The sequence below is a fragment of the Rhizobium sp. CFBP 8762 genome, from assembly GCF_014841565.1.
GTDB lineage: Bacteria > Pseudomonadota > Alphaproteobacteria > Rhizobiales > Rhizobiaceae > CFBP-8762.
The window spans coordinates 770,877-789,284 of the sequence record NZ_JACYUD010000001.1; the positions used below are offsets into that span (position 1 = coordinate 770,877).

The 18,408-nt window shown below is 57.5% G+C and carries 15 protein-coding genes and 1 tRNA gene; 6 read left to right on the top strand and 10 right to left on the bottom strand.

Annotation, left to right across the window (positions count from 1 at the left end):
* Window positions 1–210: 210 nt before the first annotated feature.
* The gene (locus IFT84_RS03615; protein WP_192117244.1) at window positions 211–1,167 is read left to right on the top strand and encodes an NAD(P)H-dependent flavin oxidoreductase; all 957 of its coding nucleotides are present in this window, start codon (window positions 211–213) and stop codon (window positions 1,165–1,167) included.
* 206 nt (window positions 1,168–1,373) lie between these two features.
* Window positions 1,374–1,449 (top strand) — tRNA-Thr (locus IFT84_RS03620).
* 7 nt (window positions 1,450–1,456) lie between these two features.
* Here the strand turns inward: IFT84_RS03620 and IFT84_RS03625 are convergent.
* The gene (locus tag IFT84_RS03625) at window positions 1,457–1,702 is read right to left on the bottom strand and encodes a hypothetical protein (protein WP_197975420.1); all 246 of its coding nucleotides are present in this window, start codon (window positions 1,700–1,702) and stop codon (window positions 1,457–1,459) included.
* Window positions 1,703–1,856: 154 nt separating this feature from the next.
* Here IFT84_RS03625 and IFT84_RS03630 point away from each other — a divergent pair, with 154 nt between their 5' ends.
* On the top strand, window positions 1,857–2,069 hold the full coding sequence (locus IFT84_RS03630; protein WP_192117586.1) for a helix-turn-helix domain-containing protein: 213 nt from the start codon (window positions 1,857–1,859) through the stop codon (window positions 2,067–2,069).
* A gap of 301 nt (window positions 2,070–2,370) precedes the next feature.
* Here IFT84_RS03630 and IFT84_RS03635 read toward each other — a convergent pair whose 3' ends face one another.
* Both IFT84_RS03635 and IFT84_RS03640 read right to left on the bottom strand, forming a co-directional pair.
* Window positions 2,371–3,729, bottom strand: coding sequence for a sigma-54-dependent transcriptional regulator (locus IFT84_RS03635; RefSeq protein ID WP_192117246.1), 1,359 nt, complete (start codon window positions 3,727–3,729; stop codon window positions 2,371–2,373).
* A gap of 3 nt (window positions 3,730–3,732) precedes the next feature.
* Window positions 3,733–5,580 carry an ATP-binding protein gene (locus IFT84_RS03640; RefSeq protein WP_192117247.1) on the bottom strand — a complete coding sequence of 616 codons (1,848 nt, stop codon included), beginning with the start codon at window positions 5,578–5,580 and terminating at the stop codon, window positions 3,733–3,735.
* Between the two features lie 214 nt (window positions 5,581–5,794).
* On the opposite strand from IFT84_RS03640, the gene IFT84_RS03645 reads away from it, so the two are divergent.
* Complete coding sequence (locus IFT84_RS03645) at window positions 5,795–7,129, top strand: dicarboxylate/amino acid:cation symporter (RefSeq protein ID WP_192117248.1); 1,335 nt, start codon at window positions 5,795–5,797, stop codon at window positions 7,127–7,129.
* Between the two features lie 103 nt (window positions 7,130–7,232).
* On the opposite strand, the gene IFT84_RS03650 is transcribed toward IFT84_RS03645, so the two are convergent.
* The 5 genes from IFT84_RS03650 to IFT84_RS03670 all read right to left on the bottom strand — a co-directional run bounded on the left by IFT84_RS03650 (window position 7,233) and on the right by IFT84_RS03670 (window position 12,841).
* Window positions 7,233–8,333 carry a siderophore-interacting protein gene (locus IFT84_RS03650; protein ID WP_192117249.1) on the bottom strand — a complete coding sequence of 367 codons (1,101 nt, stop codon included), beginning with the start codon at window positions 8,331–8,333 and terminating at the stop codon, window positions 7,233–7,235.
* 72 nt (window positions 8,334–8,405) lie between these two features.
* Window positions 8,406–9,611 (bottom strand): ABC transporter permease, encoded by a 1,206-nt coding sequence (locus IFT84_RS03655; protein ID WP_192117250.1) that lies wholly within the window; start codon window positions 9,609–9,611, stop codon window positions 8,406–8,408.
* Window positions 9,601–10,305: an ABC transporter ATP-binding protein gene (locus IFT84_RS03660; protein ID WP_192117251.1), complete on the bottom strand. Its 705-nt coding sequence runs from the start codon at window positions 10,303–10,305 to the stop codon at window positions 9,601–9,603. Before IFT84_RS03660 ends, IFT84_RS03655 begins: the two co-directional genes overlap by 11 nt.
* Window positions 10,306–10,311: 6 nt before the next feature.
* Window positions 10,312–11,598 carry an efflux RND transporter periplasmic adaptor subunit gene (locus IFT84_RS03665; RefSeq protein WP_192117252.1) on the bottom strand — a complete coding sequence of 429 codons (1,287 nt, stop codon included), beginning with the start codon at window positions 11,596–11,598 and terminating at the stop codon, window positions 10,312–10,314.
* 97 nt (window positions 11,599–11,695) lie between these two features.
* The gene (locus IFT84_RS03670; protein ID WP_446737574.1) at window positions 11,696–12,841 is read right to left on the bottom strand and encodes an AI-2E family transporter; all 1,146 of its coding nucleotides are present in this window, start codon (window positions 12,839–12,841) and stop codon (window positions 11,696–11,698) included.
* Window positions 12,842–13,159: 318 nt separating this feature from the next.
* Here IFT84_RS03670 and IFT84_RS03675 point away from each other — a divergent pair, with 318 nt between their 5' ends.
* Both IFT84_RS03675 and pgi read left to right on the top strand, forming a co-directional pair.
* Window positions 13,160–14,860 carry a long-chain-fatty-acid--CoA ligase gene (locus IFT84_RS03675; protein WP_192117254.1) on the top strand — a complete coding sequence of 567 codons (1,701 nt, stop codon included), beginning with the start codon at window positions 13,160–13,162 and terminating at the stop codon, window positions 14,858–14,860.
* Window positions 14,861–14,961: 101 nt separating this feature from the next.
* Entirely contained in the window at window positions 14,962–16,587 is a 1,626-nt protein-coding gene (gene pgi, locus IFT84_RS03680; protein ID WP_192117255.1) for a glucose-6-phosphate isomerase, read from the top strand.
* Between the two features lie 163 nt (window positions 16,588–16,750).
* Here pgi and IFT84_RS03685 read toward each other — a convergent pair whose 3' ends face one another.
* Together IFT84_RS03685 and IFT84_RS03690 are read right to left on the bottom strand one after the other, a co-directional pair.
* On the bottom strand, window positions 16,751–17,677 hold the full coding sequence (locus tag IFT84_RS03685) for a carbohydrate kinase family protein (RefSeq protein ID WP_192117256.1): 927 nt from the start codon (window positions 17,675–17,677) through the stop codon (window positions 16,751–16,753).
* A 25-nt stretch (window positions 17,678–17,702) separates the two neighbouring features.
* The gene (locus tag IFT84_RS03690) at window positions 17,703–18,404 is read right to left on the bottom strand and encodes an orotate phosphoribosyltransferase (protein WP_192117257.1); all 702 of its coding nucleotides are present in this window, start codon (window positions 18,402–18,404) and stop codon (window positions 17,703–17,705) included.
* Window positions 18,405–18,408 lie beyond the last annotated feature (4 nt).

The following is an 18,408-nucleotide window of genomic DNA, read 5'->3' on the forward strand; positions in this document are numbered from 1 at the left end:
CAGTCCCCTTCAGGCGGGCGTTTCTCTTGGTGCCCACCAGGAGACATAGAGGCCGCAGTTCAACAGTTAACAATTCGGTAACTGTTGAACGCAAAATCTGCAAGCGGGTGACCGAAAAAGCACAGGGATAAGCCAGAAGAGACGCGGCTTCCCAAACAGCAAGACTTCGATATATTGACGTTTACGCACACGTCAGTCTGAGGAGGAATCATGACGCTGCCAGCCATTCTGACCCATACACTGCGGCTGCCGGTGGTTGCAGCCCCTCTCTTCATCATCTCTCATCCCGAACTGGTGATGGCGCAGTGCAAAACCGGTATTATCGGTTCCTTCCCTGCCCTGAACGCCCGGCCGGAAGCACAACTGGACGAATGGCTGGCTGAACTGACCGAAGGGCTTGCGGCCCACACCGCCGCAAATCCTGAGCGGCCGGCCGCTCCTTTCGCCGTCAATCAGATCGTGCACACATCCAACCGGCGGCTTGAGCACGATTTGCGACTCTGCGTTAAGTACAGGGTACCCATTGTCATCTCCTCGCTTGGCGCAGTGCCGGAGGTCAATGACGCGGTGCATTCCTATGGTGGCATCGTCCTTCACGATGTCATCAACAATCGCCACGCCCATTCCGCCATCAACAAGGGTGCTGACGGGCTGATTGCCGTTGCAGCTGGCGCGGGCGGACACGCAGGCACGCTATCGCCCTTTGCACTGGTGCAGGAGATTCGCGAATGGTTTGATGGTCCTCTGCTATTGTCCGGCGCGATCGCCACCGGCAAGGCTATTCTTGCAGCGCAAGCGATGGGCGCAGACATGGCCTATATCGGCTCTCCCTTCATCGCGACTCACGAGGCGCGCGCCAGTGACGCTTACAAAGAGATGATTGTGGGCAGCACCGCCGCCGATATCGTCTACACCGATAGCGTGACAGGAATACCGGGAAACTACCTCGCGCCCTCCCTTACCGCCGCCGGGCTGGACCTTACCAACCTGCCCACCCCGACAAAGATGGATTTCAGCGCGCTTACAACCGGCGCCAAGGCGTGGAAAGATCTTTGGGGTAGCGGTCAAGGCATTGGCGCGATCAAGGATGTGGCATCGGTTGAGACGCTGGTTGCACGGCTTGAAAGCGAATTTCTTGCAGCAAAAACGAAACTGGCTTCGCTTTAGAGCATTTCCAGCGAAAGTGGAATCACTTTCGCGTCCGGACAATGCGACAAAACAAAATGTTAGATCACTTCCGGCGAACACGTGTTCGCCGGAAGTGATCTAGACCCATGATTTTTTCATAGGAGGCGCAAGACACGGCTTGAAATACGCGACAGTTAGGGTTATCAGCCCCTTCACGTTGCTTGCGCAGGCCGTAAGCACAACGTGCCGCTTTAGCTCAGGTGGTAGAGCACATCATTCGTAATGATGGGGTCAGAGGTTCGAGTCCTCTAAGCGGCACCATTCAATTTCACGTTAACACCCAAACCGCCTTGCGAACACGATACCAATAGCCTTGTTCGGCACCGTCGCCGTTATACCAAGCCTTCTCCTGACGGGCAAACGCTTCCAAGTTGGGATCAGGATAGAGTCTGATGAGTTCGGCACCAACGGCGTTGATGTGCTCGTCTGATATGAGTCGTGGTTCGACCATGCCATTCCATACGCCGAAAACTACCAGCCCGATAAAACAAAGGAGTTGGATGAAGACATACACAAACACAACTCCTAGAACGACCCTATAAACGGTATCCCACACCTCAATATCTCCTCACAAAAATTGTAGCATATAATCTACAAATCATTTTAAAAACAGGAAATGAGACTCATAGTCCGTGGAACTATCATCCACAATTTTTGTTTATCGAGGTATGGAAAATGTTTTAGAGATACTGGCTTACAATTTGAAGGAAGCTCGTAAGAGGATGCATCTCTCTCAAGAAGAGCTTGCTGCGCGCGCCGAAATTGATCGGACATATGTCTCCGGTATTGAGAGACGCGTTAGAAATCCCACGATAACTGTCGTTGCCAAATTTGCCGAAGCCCTCCAGACAACAACCGCAGACCTTCTCACGAAGCGTTGAATTTACCTCAACGCTGGCACTTGGACTCAAATGAGCGGGTAGATTTGACTGAACGGCCAGCACCTTAGGCATGCAAAAACGCATAGCTACTATGAACAGGAGCCGGAAAAGCAAAAGCCCGACGCGGGAGGAGGTGCGTCGGGCTTTCAAACTTGATCAGCAACTGGGAGGAGGAGTGCTGCTGATCGACATCTAACGACGCTGGGAGGAGGAGTGCGTCGTTTCGATGATTGTGTTTTACAGGAACGCCGCTCAAAAAAAAGGCATATTATCGCATTGCAGCAATGCGTAAAATGCAAGGCTAATCCAAAGTCTTCTCCACGACATAATCAGTGCGGTTAATGCCGTGCCGCTGCAGTTTGTCGTAGAACGTCTTGCGGGGTATGCCCAGCGCATCGATTGTCTGCCGCACATCACCGTCATGGGCTGCAAGGGTTTCGCGGATCAGGTCCCGCTCATAGCGCTCGATCTTTTCGGGCAGCGTGCCCCGCGCAGCCATGTTTTGAAGCGGCTTTGTCGTTTCGTCAGGTGCCAATCCCAAGGCAACCCGCTCGGCAAAATGCGCGAGTTCGCGCACATTTCCCGGCCAATCATGCTGCATCAGATGATGGCGGATCGACGCGGTCAGCGTCGGTACATCGCGGCGAAACCGGGATGCAGCGCGAGTTAGAAAATGTGAAAACAACAATGGTATGTCATCGCGCCGATCGCGCAGCGGTGGGATGCTGACCGTAATCACATTCAGACGATAGTAGAGGTCCTCGCGGAAATCGCCCCGCTGGCGTGGGTCGCCAAGATCCACTTTGGCCGCCGCGACAACGCGCAGGTCCAGCGGGCGCACATCGTTGGAGCCCAGCGGCGTGATTTCCCGCATCTCCAGAACACGCAGCAATTTGGCTTGTGCTGCGAGCGGCATGCTTTCGATTTCATCCAGAAACAGCGTACCACCGCTGGAATATTCAATACGCCCGATCCGCTTCCTCTGAGCGCCGGTGAAGGCACCCGGCTCATGCCCGAACAACTCACTCTCGATCACGCTTTCCGGCAATGCACCGCAGTTCAATGCCACAAACTGGCCAGTTTTGCGACGGCTCCACTGATGCAGAAGGCTGGCCACAACCTCCTTGCCGCTGCCGGTTTCGCCCGCAACCAACACGTCGACGTCAGCATCGGCAATCTGGCGCAGTGTGCGGCGGAGATAGTCCATCGCCGGCGTCTGGCCAATGAGCGGCAGGTCATCCTCGGCATTTGCACCCGCGCGCCGCAAGGCGCGGTTTTCCAGCACGAGCCTGCGCTTTTCGCCTGCACGGCGCACACTCATCACCAAGCGGTCGGCGGCAAAAGGCTTTGCAATAAAGTCATAGGCACCGTCCTGCATCGCCTGCACAGCCATCGCAATATCACCATGGCCAGTGATCAGAATAACTGGTAAATCCGCATCGCGCTCGCGCAGCATATGAAACAATTGAATGCCATCGATATGCGGCATGCGGATATCGGTCACGACAATGCCTTCGAATCTGTCATCGAGATCATCAAGCGCAGCTTCCGCACCCTCATAGGCCTGCACCGTAAAGCCTGCCAGTTCCAGCGTCTGCCGGGTTGCCATGCGCATATCGCGATCATCGTCGATCAACGCGACCAGATGCGTGCTATCCATGGATCAGCCCTTTTTCAATTCAATGGTGAAGCGTGTACCGCCGCTGTCACTGTCGACATCGAGACGGCCGCCGTAATCGGCCACGATGTCCTTGGAAATAATCAATCCCAAGCCCAGGCCACCCTCTTTCGATGTGTTGAAGGGCGTGAACAGCGCAGCGCGAATATCCGGGCGAATGCCTGGGCCAGTGTCGGACACCGTCAGCGTGACGGTATTAGCCGTTTCTGCCCAGTCCACGCGCACACGGCCGTCGGCAGTCCCTTCCACGGCTTCCAGAGCGTTTTGCAACAGGTTGATCAGAACCTGTTCCAATCGCACCCGGTTGCCATGCACCATCAGCCGGTCCGGCGGCATGGCGATGCGCAGTTGCTCACGCCCATAGCGCAGGCGGCTGGCCAGCAGCAGCAGCGCTCCTTCGATCACATCGCGCAAGGCGGTCGGTTCCGCCACGCCCCTGCCCTTGCGTGAAAATGTTCGCAACTCATCAGTGATGCCGCCAATACGCTCCGTCAACCCGGCGATGAAGCTGAGGTTATCCACGGCCCGCTCCGCCTGCCCACGCTCCAGAAAGGTGCGGGCGTTGTCCGCATAAGCACGGATCGTTGCGACCGGCTGGTTGATTTCATGGGCAACGCCTGCGGCGACTTGGCCTAGAATTGCCAGTCGGTTGGCCTGCACCAGCTCATGTTGCACACTTTGCAGGTTCTGTGCGGTGTTGTGATGCTCCTTGATTTCCTCTTCCAGCCGATCACGCGCGCGGCTCAGGTCCTGTGTGCGCAGTTCCACGCGGCTTTCCAGTTCCCGGCGCGCGGCTTCATTGGCCGCGATACGCATGGCAGCCCGCTGGCGACGGCGCAGAAACAAGGCTAGCAATGACAGGAGCGGCACCGAAACGATCAGCGTGCGCATACGGCTTTCCTGTATGGCTGCCTGCACAGCGGGCGTGAGCGGCACCATAGCATGCAATGTCCATGTTACGCTCTCAACCGGAACTTCGAAGCGCATGAACCGGGCAGGCTTTGTTTCGTTCGGAAGCGTGGCCGACACGATGGACGCCTGCGGCGTCAGTTCCTCTACGGTCGTAACCGGCAGCTCTTTCAGCGGAGCGTCGCCAAATTGCAGGCTTTCCCGAATGGTCTGCGCTTCCGTGTCCGGCAAGGCCCGTGTTGACCAGAACCGCCACTCCGGCAGGCTGGTGACCAGCAAAATGCCGCGCTGGTCGATAGCATAGGTCTGGTTGCCGGTGCGCGCCCAATCCTGCTCCACGTCCTCGAACTCAACCTTGACAACGACAACGCCCAGCGGCCCATGGCGACCATCGATACGGCGCGACATGTACAGGCCGGGCCTGAGGCTGACCGTGCCGAGCGCATAGTGCTCCGCCGAGCCGCGCGCGAGCGCGCCGGTGAAGTATTCGCGAAAACTGTAGACATTGCCAACAAAGCTTTTGTCGTCCCGCCAGTTGCTGGCGGCAATTGCAAGCCCTTTGATATCTACGAGATAAATGACCGAAGCCCGCGTACCGACCGCGAGTTCCTCCAGTTTTTGATTGAGTGGCTTGAGCGTCTCGGCATTCGGGTTTTCCAGCGCCAGCCGCACTTCGCTGTCCTGTGACAGAACAAATGGCACGGCGCGTTGTTTTTCCAGCACAGAGCGAAGCAGCACGGCATTGCGCTCCGCCTGTGCCCGTGCATCGCTCACCAACGTACCATAAGCGCTGGTTCGGCCATGCCGATCTGCAAATACCAGCCCCAGTGCCAGCACCACAACGCACAACAACGCGAACGCGATCCAGACCAAGCGGTCCTGCCGCTGTCGTTGTACCAGAGTATCAGAATCCATCGAAGCCATTTGGGAAGATGTGCAATTTTCCGCACGCAACGCAAGAGGCCCGTGCGAAATTCCGCACGAAAATCATCCGGTTCTCCGCACTCGGAGAAATTTATTATTTATTTCAACTATTTAGATTTAGACCAAAGTTTGGCACAGCGTTTGCAAATTATGGATCAGTTAAAGACCACGGCCCAGGAGCCCGGTTTTCCGGAGGGGTCGCAGAGGAGGAAACATGATCTCTGTACCAACACACCACCCTGTCGAACGGCAGGGCAAGACGAAATTTTACCAGCATCTCTATGTGCAGGTTCTCGCTGCGATTACGCTGGGTATTTTGCTGGGGCATTTCTACCCACAATTGGGCGAGCAGATGAAGCCGCTTGGCGATGCTTTCATTCGCCTCGTCAAGATGATCATTGCGCCTGTCATTTTTCTCACTGTCGCAACCGGCATTGCTGGCATGAGCGATATGAAGAAAGTCGGGCGTGTCGCCGGTAAGGCGATGCTCTACTTCCTGACCTTCTCGACATTGGCTCTCATTGTGGGGCTGATTGTCGCCAATGTCGTACAACCGGGCGCGGGCATGAATATCGATCCCGCCTCGCTCGACCCTGCTGCCGTTGCAAACTATACGCAGAAGGCCCATGAGCAATCCATTACCGGATTTCTTACCAATATTATTCCTGTGACCATTGTCGGCGCTTTTGCTTCCGGCGACATTCTTCAGGTGCTGTTCTTCTCCGTTCTGTTCGGCCTGTCACTAGCAATGGTTGGTGAAAAAGCCGCGCCTGTCACCAATTTCCTGATGGCGCTCTCGGCCCCGATCTTTAAATTGGTGGCATTGCTGATGAAGGCTGCACCCATCGGCGCGTTTGGCGCAATGGCGTTTACCATCGGCAAATACGGCATTTCGTCGGTTGCCAATCTGGCGATGCTCATCGGTACGTTCTACGTTACGTCTCTGCTTTTTGTGATCGTTATCCTTGGTGCCGTTGCCCGCTATAACGGCTTTTCCATCTTCGCCCTGCTGCGCTACATCAAGGAAGAGCTTCTTCTGGTGCTCGGCACATCCTCGTCAGAAGCGGCTTTGCCAACCCTGATGGAAAAGATGGAACGCGCCGGTTGCCGCAAATCGGTGGTCGGTCTGGTGATCCCAACGGGCTATTCCTTCAACCTTGACGGCACCAATATCTACATGACGCTCGCGGCCCTGTTCATCGCGCAGGCGACCGGCATTGACCTGTCGCTGTGGGATCAGGTTCTGTTGCTGCTGGTGGCGATGCTGAGTTCCAAGGGTGCGGCTGGTATCACCGGTGCTGGCTTCATTACGCTGGCAGCGACGCTTTCGGTTGTTCCAGCCGTTCCCGTTGCAGGCATGGCGCTCATTCTCGGTATTGACCGGTTCATGTCCGAGTGCCGTGCACTCACCAACCTTGTTGGCAATGCCGTCGCAACCATCGTCGTTGCCCGCTGGGAAAACGAGCTGGATACGGAAAAGCTGGCCGATGCCATGGCTGGCAATGCCCAGCCCCTGTTGCCGGAACCGGCTCTACAGCCAGCCGAGTAAGACGATTGAGGCCCGCGAAAGCGGGCCTCACCTTTTGTCCTAGACCATTTATATTCTCGCATTGTCCAGACGTGAAAACGACTCCGTTTTCACTGGAAATGCTCTAGGCAGCCATCGTCGCGGCACTGCCGCGCTTCCAGTATCCTGCGGCAAGCGTCTCATCGCGCCCCAGTTGGAGCGTGCCGCGCCAATGATCTCGCACACGTTTTGCGGCTTCTGCCTCAGCCGCAAACCAGCCATAGCATTCCCCGCCACTCGGCCATGGTGTTGCACACAGCGTTTCGGCCAGAGCAGCGTGATCCCCCGCCGCCACGCCATTGCGGTGTATCCAGTTGACCGCAATTCCTTTGGGGGCCACCAGAACCTGTTCGTCGCTGCGCTCCGCCACCTCTATCGTCGCCGTGCCCACAGCGTCCGTAGGAAGACGTTCCAGTATGCGGCTCAAGGCCGGCAAGCCGGTCTCGTCGCAGCCCATGATATATGTTTTGGCATTGGCAATGGGACGCCCGAGCGGCCCCAGAATGCCGACGGCGTCACCCTGCTGTGCAGAAAGTGCCCAGTTGGAACCGATGCACTGATCCGGCGCGTCTTCGCCGCCGCTTGGCCCGTGAACCACGAAATCCACATCCATGGTCCCGGCCCCAGCGTCCAACTGGCGAATGGTATACACCCGCGCCGGTGGCTTTCGCGCCTCGTCCGGCCAGAACGGCAGTCCGTTTGCACCCGCAATCGGCCACACCGGCTCTCGCACGGCCACCGTCGGGAAAAACATGCGGATGTGCAGGCCGCCGAACTCACCGAACCGCTTGAGATCGGCACCCACAAGCCGCACCCGACGCATATGCGGGGTTATTTGCTGTGCATAATCCACATGCATGAGACGGAAGTTGGATAAGGTCGTATCGTCTGCGAGGTCGCCTGCCCAGGTGATATCCGGCTTGTCTGCCCGCGCATAAAGCTGCACCGCAACGGCCAGAATTTCCTTGATCCGGCGCAAGCGTTCAGCATCAGCTGCTTCTGCCCGCATCACAAACCGCTCCGGGTCAGGCCGCACGATGGCGCGACCAAAGGGAAAGGTGAAGACCAGATCCTGCCCTTCGGGCAAGCCTTTGGTATGAAAGCTTTCCAGCCGGTCAACAAGGGCAGGCAGGTAGTTCTCCAATGTGGGCAGGACCAGAACAGACTGGCACAACAATATCGACATGTTTCAAATCCGGAAATGTTCAATCCGAATGCTGATAGGAAACTTGAGAGATCCAGTCAAATTAATTAGGTATCACTCGTGTCGCAGTGCCTCGATCGGGTTGAGGTGAGCCGCCCGGCGCGCCGGGAAGTATCCGAAGACCACCCCGATCATCGCCGAAAAAACGAAGGCCACGAGAATTAACCCAAGGCTCGGCACGAAGGGAACGCCCAGCACCGTTACCGCGCCAAAGGCGATGCTTAAGCCCAGCAGAATGCCGATAACACCACCGAGAATGGACAGCGTCACCGCCTCCACCAGAAACTGCATGAGCACCTGATTTTCGAGCGCGCCGATGGACAGACGAATGCCGATCTCTCGGGTGCGCTCGGTCACAGACACCAGCATGATGTTCATAATGCCGATGCCGCCGACCAGCAGGCTGACAGCGGCGACCGAACCCAGAAGCCCGGTCAAAAGGTTTGTGGTGCCGGTCATGGCGGCAGCCATCTGCGTCATATCGTTGACGGAAAAATCATCGTCACGCCCCGGTGCTATCTTGCGGCGCTCGCGCATCAACCCTTCGATATCCGATTGGATCTTGGCCGTAAACGCACCCTCCTCACCGGACAATACAATGTTGGAAATGCCTGTACTGCCACCGATACGGCGCTGGAAAACACGAAGCGGCACGATAATTGTATCGTCCTGATCGTTGCCCATGCCGGTCTGTCCCTTTTTTTCCAGCACGCCCACAACCATGCAGGAAATTTTGCCCACGCGCATCTGCAAGCCTTCGGGTGCTGCGGCGCCGAACAGTTTTTGACGTACCGTCTCGCCCAGAATACAGGCCGTACGGCCGCCGCGCTCCTCGGACGGTAGAAACATCCGCCCGCTCGACAAATCCCAGTCGCGCACGGTGAAAAAGCCGTTATCGGTGCCCACCACGCTGGTCGCATGGTTTTGCCCACCATAGATCACGGTGGCCGAACCACGGTTTTCCGGCGAAACGGCGCGAATATCGGAGACCTGACCGCGAATGGCCTCCAGATCGCGGGTCGTGAACGTCCGCGCCTCCGAACTCGCCCGTCCCGGCCCGAACTGGCCGGGCCGAACGAACAGAATATTGGCGCCAAGCTTCGACAGGTCCGCCGAGACCTGCGCGGTGGTGCCATTGCCAATGGTTACCATGCCGATGACCGCTGCCACGCCAATCACCACACCAAGGACGGTGAGGAAAGAGCGAAGTGCGTTGCGCCGCACGGCGCGCAGGGCAAGCTTGATCGCCTCAAACAGCATGTGCGTCTCCCGCACCATCCGATTCGATATGCCCATCCAGAAACCGGATCGTACGCCTCGCATAGCGGGCAATATCCGGCTCATGCGTCACCATGATGATCGTGATACCCTGATCCCGGTTCAGCGCCGTCATCAGGTCCATGATTTCGTAGGAGGTTTTGGTGTCGAGATTGCCGGTCGGCTCATCGGCCAGCAGAACGGCGGGATCGGTGACGATGGCGCGGGCAATGGCCACGCGCTGCTGCTGCCCGCCGGACAGTTCTGCGGACGAGTGATGTTCGCGCCCGCGCAACCCCACACGCGCCAGTGCGTGCATGGCGCGCCGCCGTCGCTCTGCGCCATCCATACCGCGATAGACCAGCGGAAGCTCCACATTTTCCACCGCCGAGGTGCGGGCCAGAAGGTTGAAACCTTGAAACACGAAGCCCAGCATATGCCGACGCAGCAATGTATGTTGTGTGCGGTTGAATCCGGTGGTCGACAAACCATCAAACAGATAGTCGCCATCGGTGGGCACATCGAGGCAACCGATGATGTTCATGGCCGTCGATTTGCCCGAGCCGGATGGCCCCATGATCGCCACGAACTCCCGAGGCGCTATCGACAGGCTGACGCCTGCCAGCGCATGGATCGCGGCTTCACCCTGCCCGTAAACCTTCTGAACGTTGCGAAACTCCAGTATGGGTGTTTCCATGTCAGGCTACCTTGCGCGCGCCGTCGCATCGGTAATCACGTCGTCGCCCTCCTTCACGTCTCCAGAGGTGACAGCGGTAAACTGACCATCGGATGCGCCCGGCTGCATCGTGACCTGAACAGGTGTGCCGTTGCGAAGCAGCCATATGGCGGCGCCGGCAGCCTTATCCTTGGCTGGCCGGTTGCGCGGCCCCATGCGCGGCGGACGAAACAGCGACAGCAGACTGCGGCTTTGCTGAGCCGTGTCAGGCGGGGTAAACCGCAGCGCGGCATTGGGTATCAAAAGCGCATCTTTAATCGCCTGCACGGTAATATCGGCGGTCGCGGTCATGCCGGGGCGCAGCAGGCCCTTGTCGTTATCCACCGACAGCACGGCCTTGTAGGTCACGACATTCAGCACGGTCTCGGAGGCAAAGCGAATGCTCTGGATGACGGCTGGAAAGGTCTGTCCGGGATAGGCATCGACCGTAAAAGACGCCATTTGTCCGACAGCCACCTGTCCCACATCCGCCTCATCCACATCCACCTGCAACTCCATTCGCTTCAGGTCGCCCGCCAGCGTGAACAGCACAGGTGCGGAAAGCGAGGCGGCCACGGTTGCACCGGGGTCCACACTGCGGGTGAGCACCACACCATCGATGGGGGAAAGGATATCGGCGCGGGACAGATTGACCTGCGCCTGACGCAAATCCGCCTGGGCAACCAGCACCTCGGCTTGCGCGCTTTTGCGCGCCGCAACGGCGGACAGGTAGTTGAACCGCGCGTCGTCCAGTTCCTGTGTCGAGGAGATATTGCGCCCCACCAGTTCCGTTTTACGCTTGAAAATCGCATTGGTGGAATCGGCTGTCGATTGCGCCTTGGCAACATTGGCTTCTGCCGCCGTCAGCTTGGCTTCGGCGCTTTGCAGATTGGCTTCCAGCGTATTCTTGTCGAGTTCGGCGAGAATCTCGCCCTTTTTGACCGGGCTGTTGTAATCAATGTTGACCTTGCGGATGGTACCAGACAATTCGCTGGACACATCCACCGATTCCGTCGGCTGCACCGAGCCGGTTGCGGTGACGACCACGGACAAATCCCCGCGTTCGATTGTCTGGCTGCGATACGTCACCTGGGTCTTGGAGCCGGAGAACATCCAGACACCCGAACCGGCGAGCAACAGAACAACCAGACAGCCAAGAACCCACCGCAAAACCTTGCGGCGACGGGACGTACCCTTACCGGACGCGCCCAGAATTGCCGCAAGATCGGATGCGCGAGACGAATCCGATGGGGTTTGATTGTCGTGTGAGGCCATTGCAGAACATACCGATGTTGGAACGAAACCGGCCTATACCACGTGCTTGCCATCAAGGCCCAATTAACATCCTGCAATGTTTGCCGATGTTGCGACATCAGTTGCGGACTTCGTGCACCCATTCGCGCCAGATCGCCACCAGCAGGGCCATCAGAACCGGCCCGACAAACAGGCCCAGAAAGCCCATGGTCTTGACGCCGCCCACCAGGCCGAAGAACGTGGGTAGAAACGGCAGCTTGATAGGCCCGCCCACAAGGCGCGGCCTCAAGGTCTTGTCGACGATAAACAGCTCGACCGTGCCCCAAAGGAACAGTGCGACACCGGCAAATACAGAGCCGCTGGCCGCCAGATAAATGGACACCAGTGTAAAGGAGAGCGGTGCACCGCCGGGGATCAGGGCCATGAACCCGGTGATAATGCCAAGCGTGACCGGCGATGGAACCCCCGCCAGCCAGTAAGCGATGCCAAGCACGATGCCCTCGCCGATGGCGATCAGGCCCATGCCGGTGACGGTGGAACTGATAGTCAGCGGAACGATGCGTGACACCCGCTCCCACCGCATGGGCAGAATACGCTCACCGAGATTATCCACCTGTCCGGCAAAGGATTCGCCATCGCGATAGACGAAGAACAGCGAAATCATCATGAACAGCATGGTCAGAAAGAAGGAGAAAGCCTGCGTTCCTGCCGCCAGCGCGCCCCGGTAGATGCTGCCGATATTGGACCCGCTGACCAGTTGCACCAGTTCCCCCAATGCGCCGGGGTGGCCGATGTAGCGTGTCCACTGCAAGGACATCCATTGCCCAACACCGGGAAGTGCGGCAACCCACAGGGGCACGGGTGCACCATTGGCATTGGTTTCCAGTGCCCAGGCAAGCCAGCTGCGGCTTTCATCGATGGCATAAGACACGGCAATGGAAATGGGCACCACCAGAAACGACAGAATGAGCAGAAGAGCGATGGTCGCGCCTATGGTGCGGTTTCCGCCGACCAGCCGCAGCAAGCGGCGGTAAAGCGGCCAACTGGCAAAGCCGATGACCAATGCGGCCAGCACGGGCACGAGAAAGCCCTTGAAGAAGTAGGCACCGGCCAGAAGAATGAACACGAGAAGCCAACGCGCGGCGGAAATAGGCAGCACTAGCGCAGATTTGGATGACGTGGCAGGACCGAACAATCGCGGCTCCTGCGGCACGGGGGTCTTCTCAATCGTACTCAAATGCCTCTCCCGGTTGCCTTGACCGATAACACCGGTGCCAAGCGTGCCTCTCTTGAACGCGACCTGTATGGAGATATCAAGACAAATTGCGACAAACATTTAAAATCGGTGATTGACCGAGACGTTTTCATGGGCTGATCCGCGCTTCGGTTGAGAGCTGGATTGACGTGTACGTCAATCATGACTACCACTATGAGTGAGGAGAACTACAAGCCGTTAAGGCCGCAAAACACAGGAGAGATGTGCTTTTGCACCGGCGGCTGAATTGGCCTATAGCTGATTTAGCAATCGGACCTATGCCTTGCGCTGCTGTTGGTTGTACGATTGACGATAGGGAGAGAGGCCATGCCAGAACCATTCTTGCACGATGCCGTTGCACATCCGAAGCCATGGTTGCAGTCCTATCCACCGGGCATTTCGCCGACCATTCCCGCATCACCCTATTCATCCATCGGCGCATTGTTCGAAGCGTCCTGCGCGCGCTTTGCCACGCGTGCCGCCTACACATCCTTCGGCAAAACGCTGGGATATGGCGAGATCGAGCGCCACACAGCGCATATTGCCGCCTGGCTGCAAGCCCAGGGGCTGACCAAGGGCGACCGTGTTGCCGTGATGATGCCGAACGTTCTGCAAAACCCAATTTCCATTTTCGCCATTCTTCGTGCAGGTCTGATCGTCGTCAACGTCAATCCGCTCTACACGCCGCGTGAGCTGGAGCATCAGTTAAACGATTCCGGTGCCAAAGCCATTTTCGTGCTGGAGAACTTTGCCCGTACGGTGCAGCAGGTGGCACCCAGAACCAGCCTCAAGCACATCATCGTTTCCGCCATGGGCGATATGCTTGGTTTGAAGGGCGTGGTCGTCAATCTGGTGGTGCGGCGTGTTAAAAAACTGGTGCCGCAATGGTCGCTGCCGGGGCATGTACCGTTTCTGACGGTGCTGAAACAGGGAGCCTCACAAACGCTCAATCCGCCATCGGTCAACCCGGCAGACACGGCTTTTTTACAATATACCGGCGGCACCACTGGCATTTCCAAGGGCGCAGTGCTGACCCACGCCAATCTGCTGGCCAATATGGTGCAGATCGAACAATGGCTGGAAGCCGCCTTCCTGACAAAACAACGACCGGAACAGATGGTTTTGATCTGCGCCCTGCCGCTGTATCATATCTTCGCGCTGACGGTGAACGCGATGATCGGGTTATCGACAGGGGGGCACAACATACTCATTGCCAATCCGCGCGATATTCCCGCTTTCGTCAAGGAGCTTTCGAAGATCAGGCCCCATATATTCCCCGGGCTCAATACGCTTTTCAATGCGCTCATGAACAATCCGGGCTTTGCAAAACTTGATTTGTCTACGCTGTTGCTGACGCTTGGCGGTGGCATGGCGGTACAAAAGCCGGTGGCTGACCGCTGGAAACAGATCACCGGCTCGAATATCTGCGAAGGCTATGGCTTGTCGGAAACCTCGCCCGTGGCAACCGCCAACCGGGTGGATTCGGAAGACTTTACCGGCACCATCGGTCTGCCGCTGCCCTCGACCGATATTGATATTCGCGACGAGGCTGGCAACAGCCTGGGACTAGGTGAAAGCGGCGAAATTTGCATTCGAGGACCGCAGGTTATGGCCGGGTACTGGCAAAAGCCGGAGGACACCGCCAATGCCATGACCGCGGATGGGTTCTTCCGGTCCGGCGATATCGGCTTCATGGATACCAAGGGTTACATCAAAATCGTTGACCGCAAGAAGGACATGATTCTCGTCTCCGGCTTCAACGTGTATCCCAATGAAATCGAAGAGGTTGCCATGTCCCACCCCGGCGTGCTGGAATGCGCGGCGGTGGGGGTAAGCAACGAGCAGTCCGGCGAACTGGTTAAATTGTTTGTGGTGCGCAAGGACCCCAACCTGACGGAAGCTGACATCAGGGCGCACTGTGCCGAGCACCTGACCAATTATAAACGGCCTCGCCTGATTGAATTTCGCGACGAACTGCCCAAATCCAATGTCGGCAAAATCTTGCGCAAGGACCTGCGTGAAACCTGATCGAACATCACAGGTTTTCTGTCGCTCAAAGGCGCGTGGGCTTGATTTGCTGAGGATATTGAGAAATATCTAAATCGATTAAATTCTCTAAGGAGCCCGGAATGAGCGCCCATATCGACCAGCTGAAAGCCACCGTCAAAGACACCAACGCGACCGATATTCGTGCCGCGTTTGCAGCCGATAGCGGGCGGTTTTCGCGCTTCAGCGTCACATTCGACGACCTTTTGTTCGACTATTCCAAAACCGCTGTGAATGACGCGGTGCTGAAAGGCCTGTTCGCACTGGCCGCGGACAGCGATGTGGAGGGCAAGCGCGATGCGATGTTTTCAGGTGCTGAAATCAACATCACCGAAGGTCGTGCCGTGCTGCATACGGCGCTGCGCAACCGCTCCAACACGCCGGTTCTGGTCGGCGGCAAGGATGTGATGCCGGACGTCAACGCCGTGCTGGAGGCCATGGGCGCGTTTTCCGATGGTATTCGCTATGGTACGCTGAACGGTGCCACGGGCAAGAAGATCACCGATGTCGTCAATATCGGCATCGGTGGCTCCGATCTTGGCCCCGTCATGGCAACCCTGGCGCTGGCGCCGGAGCATGATGGACCCCGCCTGCACTTCGTATCCAACATTGACGGCGCGCATATTGCCGATACGCTGAAATTGTTGGACGCAGAAACCACGCTGTTTATCGTTGCTTCCAAGACGTTCACCACGATTGAAACGATGACCAATGCGCAGACTGCCCGCGCATTCATCGCCAATGCCTTGGGCGAAGATGCGGTCAAGCACCACTTCTGCGCCGTATCAACCGCGCTGGACAAGGTTGCTGCTTTCGGCATTGAAAGCGACCGGATTTTCGGTTTCTGGGATTGGGTCGGCGGCCGCTACTCCATTTGGTCGGCCATTGGCCTGCCCCTGATGATTGCCATCGGCAAGGAGAATTTCGGGCTTTTTCTCGACGGTGCCCATGCCATGGATACGCATTTCCGCACCGCACCGACAGAAAAAAATATTCCGTTGCTTCTTGGGCTCCTCGGCTATTACCACCGCAACGTGCTTGGCTACAGCACCCGCGCCATTCTGCCCTACGATCAGCGCCTGTCGCGCTTCCCGGCCTATCTGCAGCAGCTTGATATGGAATCAAACGGCAAGAGTGTGCAGCTTGATGGTTCGCCGGTGGAATACAATTCCGGCCCGGTCGTGTGGGGCGAGCCCGGCACCAACGGACAGCATGCGTTCTATCAGCTCATCCATCAGGGCACGAACGTGATACCGGCAGAGTTCATGATTGCTGCCAACGGCAACGAGCCGGACTTGCGCCACCAGCATGAATTGCTGATCGCCAATTGCCTTGCCCAATCCGAAGCCTTGATGAAAGGCCGCACATTGGAGGAAGCCAAGGCACAGCTGACCTCCAAGGGGACGGACGAAGCCAAGGCCAACGAGATCGCACCGCACCGCGTGTTCACCGGCAATCGCCCGTCAATCACCTTCGTCTATGACAAGATGTCGCCGTTTGCGCTGGGTCGTCTGATTGCGCTCTACGAGCACCGTGTGTTTGTCGAAGGTGTGCTGTTCAACATCAACTCGTTTGATCAGTGGGGCGTTGAACTCGGCAAGGAACTCGCCACCGGTCTGCTGCCCGTGGTTGAAGGCAAAGAATCGGCGGAGGGGCACGACTCCTCTACCCAGGGTCTCGTCGCCGCTCTGTTGAGCGCTGCGAAGTAACAGGTCACAGGAACATCAAAAAAGCGCCTCATGTCTGGGGCGCTTTTTTGATAGAGCATTTCCAGTAAAAGCGGAATCGCTTTTACGCCTGGACAATGCGCTAAAACAAAAGGTTAGAGCATTTCTGTCGAACACGTGTTCGCCAGAAATGCTCTAGTAATTTTTACAGGCCGATTTCCGTTTTCCAAGGCGGGTTTGCTCCGGCACGCGATACCGTCACCGCCGCAGCCTTCGCCCCGAGCGTCAACGCATTGCGGATAGCGTCTTCGCTCAAGTCTGCCACTTGCGCCTTCGTCAGCAAATCCTGCATTTTCAAAGATGCCAGAACGCCCGCATCGAACGTATCGCCCGCGCCGACCGTATCGACAACGGCCACGCGCTCGCTGGATACGTCCACCTTATGGCTGGCGGTGTAGCCAACGGCGCCGTCGCCGCCCTTGGTGATCAGCACCAGCTTGGGGCCGCGCTTCAACCATTCGGCAGCCAGATCGTCATGCGAACCGTCCATGCCGAACCATTCCAGATCCTCATCCGAAAACTTGATGATATCGGACATGGCTGCCATCCGGTTCATGCGGCCAAGATGCGCGTCTTTGTCGGTGATGAAGCCGGGGCGAATGTTGGGATCAAACGAAATCACACGTGTCTCATGTTCCCGCGTCATCAGTGTTTCGTAGGTATGGCCGCACGGGTCGGGGATCAGGCTGATGGCGCCGAAATGCAGCGCTTCGCAGAAATCTCCGAGAGCCGGCATATGCTCCTCGTTTAGCATGCGGCCTGCCGTATTTTCATCAAAGAACGCATAGGTCGCGTGGCCATTGACGAGTTTCACGAAGGCCAGCGTGGTGGGCCGGTCCAGCGTTGCGCAGGGGCCAAAATCCACATTGCTGGCTTTCAACGTATCACGCAGAATATCGCCGAACATATCGCTGGACAGCCCGGTGAAAAACCCGGTGGAAATGCCAAGCCGCCCAAGCGCAATGGCGGTGTTGAAAATCGCGCCACCGGCATGCGGGGCAAAGGCACTTTCGCCTGCCGCAGTCTGGCGCGGCAACATGTCAATCAGGGCTTCCCCGCAGCATACAATCATCGATCCAAACTCCACCTGTTGAATTTTATGAACGTGGCGCGAGCGCGCTGACACCGCCGTGTTTCGCCGACCATTCCAGCGGATTGTTGAGGAATGACTCGACTTCGCTGAGTGTATCGCGATCAAACAAGGCGCGCTCTCGCGCCACTGCCAGCGCGTCCCGCCAGGTTGCAATATTGTGCAGTGTTATGCCCTGTGCTGCCATATCGGCGCGGGCCTGCGGAAAGATATCGTAGAAGAACAGCGCCATGCCGTGATCGACAACGCCACCCGCAGCCCGGATCGCATCTATGAAGGTGAACATGCTGACGCCCGCAGTGGTCAGGTCCTCGATGACCAGAACCCGCGCGCCTTCCGGCAAAACACCCTCGATCTGCGCACCGCGACCGTGACCTTTGGGCTTTTTGCGCACGTAGATCATCGGCAAACCCAGACGATCCGCCAATAGGGCCGCAAAGGGAATGCCCGCCGTCTCGCCCCCGGCAATGACGTCGAAGGACTCAAAACCGACATTGCGCAACACCGTTGCTGCGGCAAAGTCGATGACGCCGGAGCGAATGCGCGGATAGGACAAGAGCTTGCGGCAATCGATATAAACAGGGCTCGCCAGTCCCGAAGCCAGCCGATAGGGCTCGTCAGCGCGGAAATGCACCGCCTTGATGTCCCACAGCATACCGGCCAGCAGTTCGGCCATCACAGCGCGATCGGGAAAACTATTGGCAAACATGTCT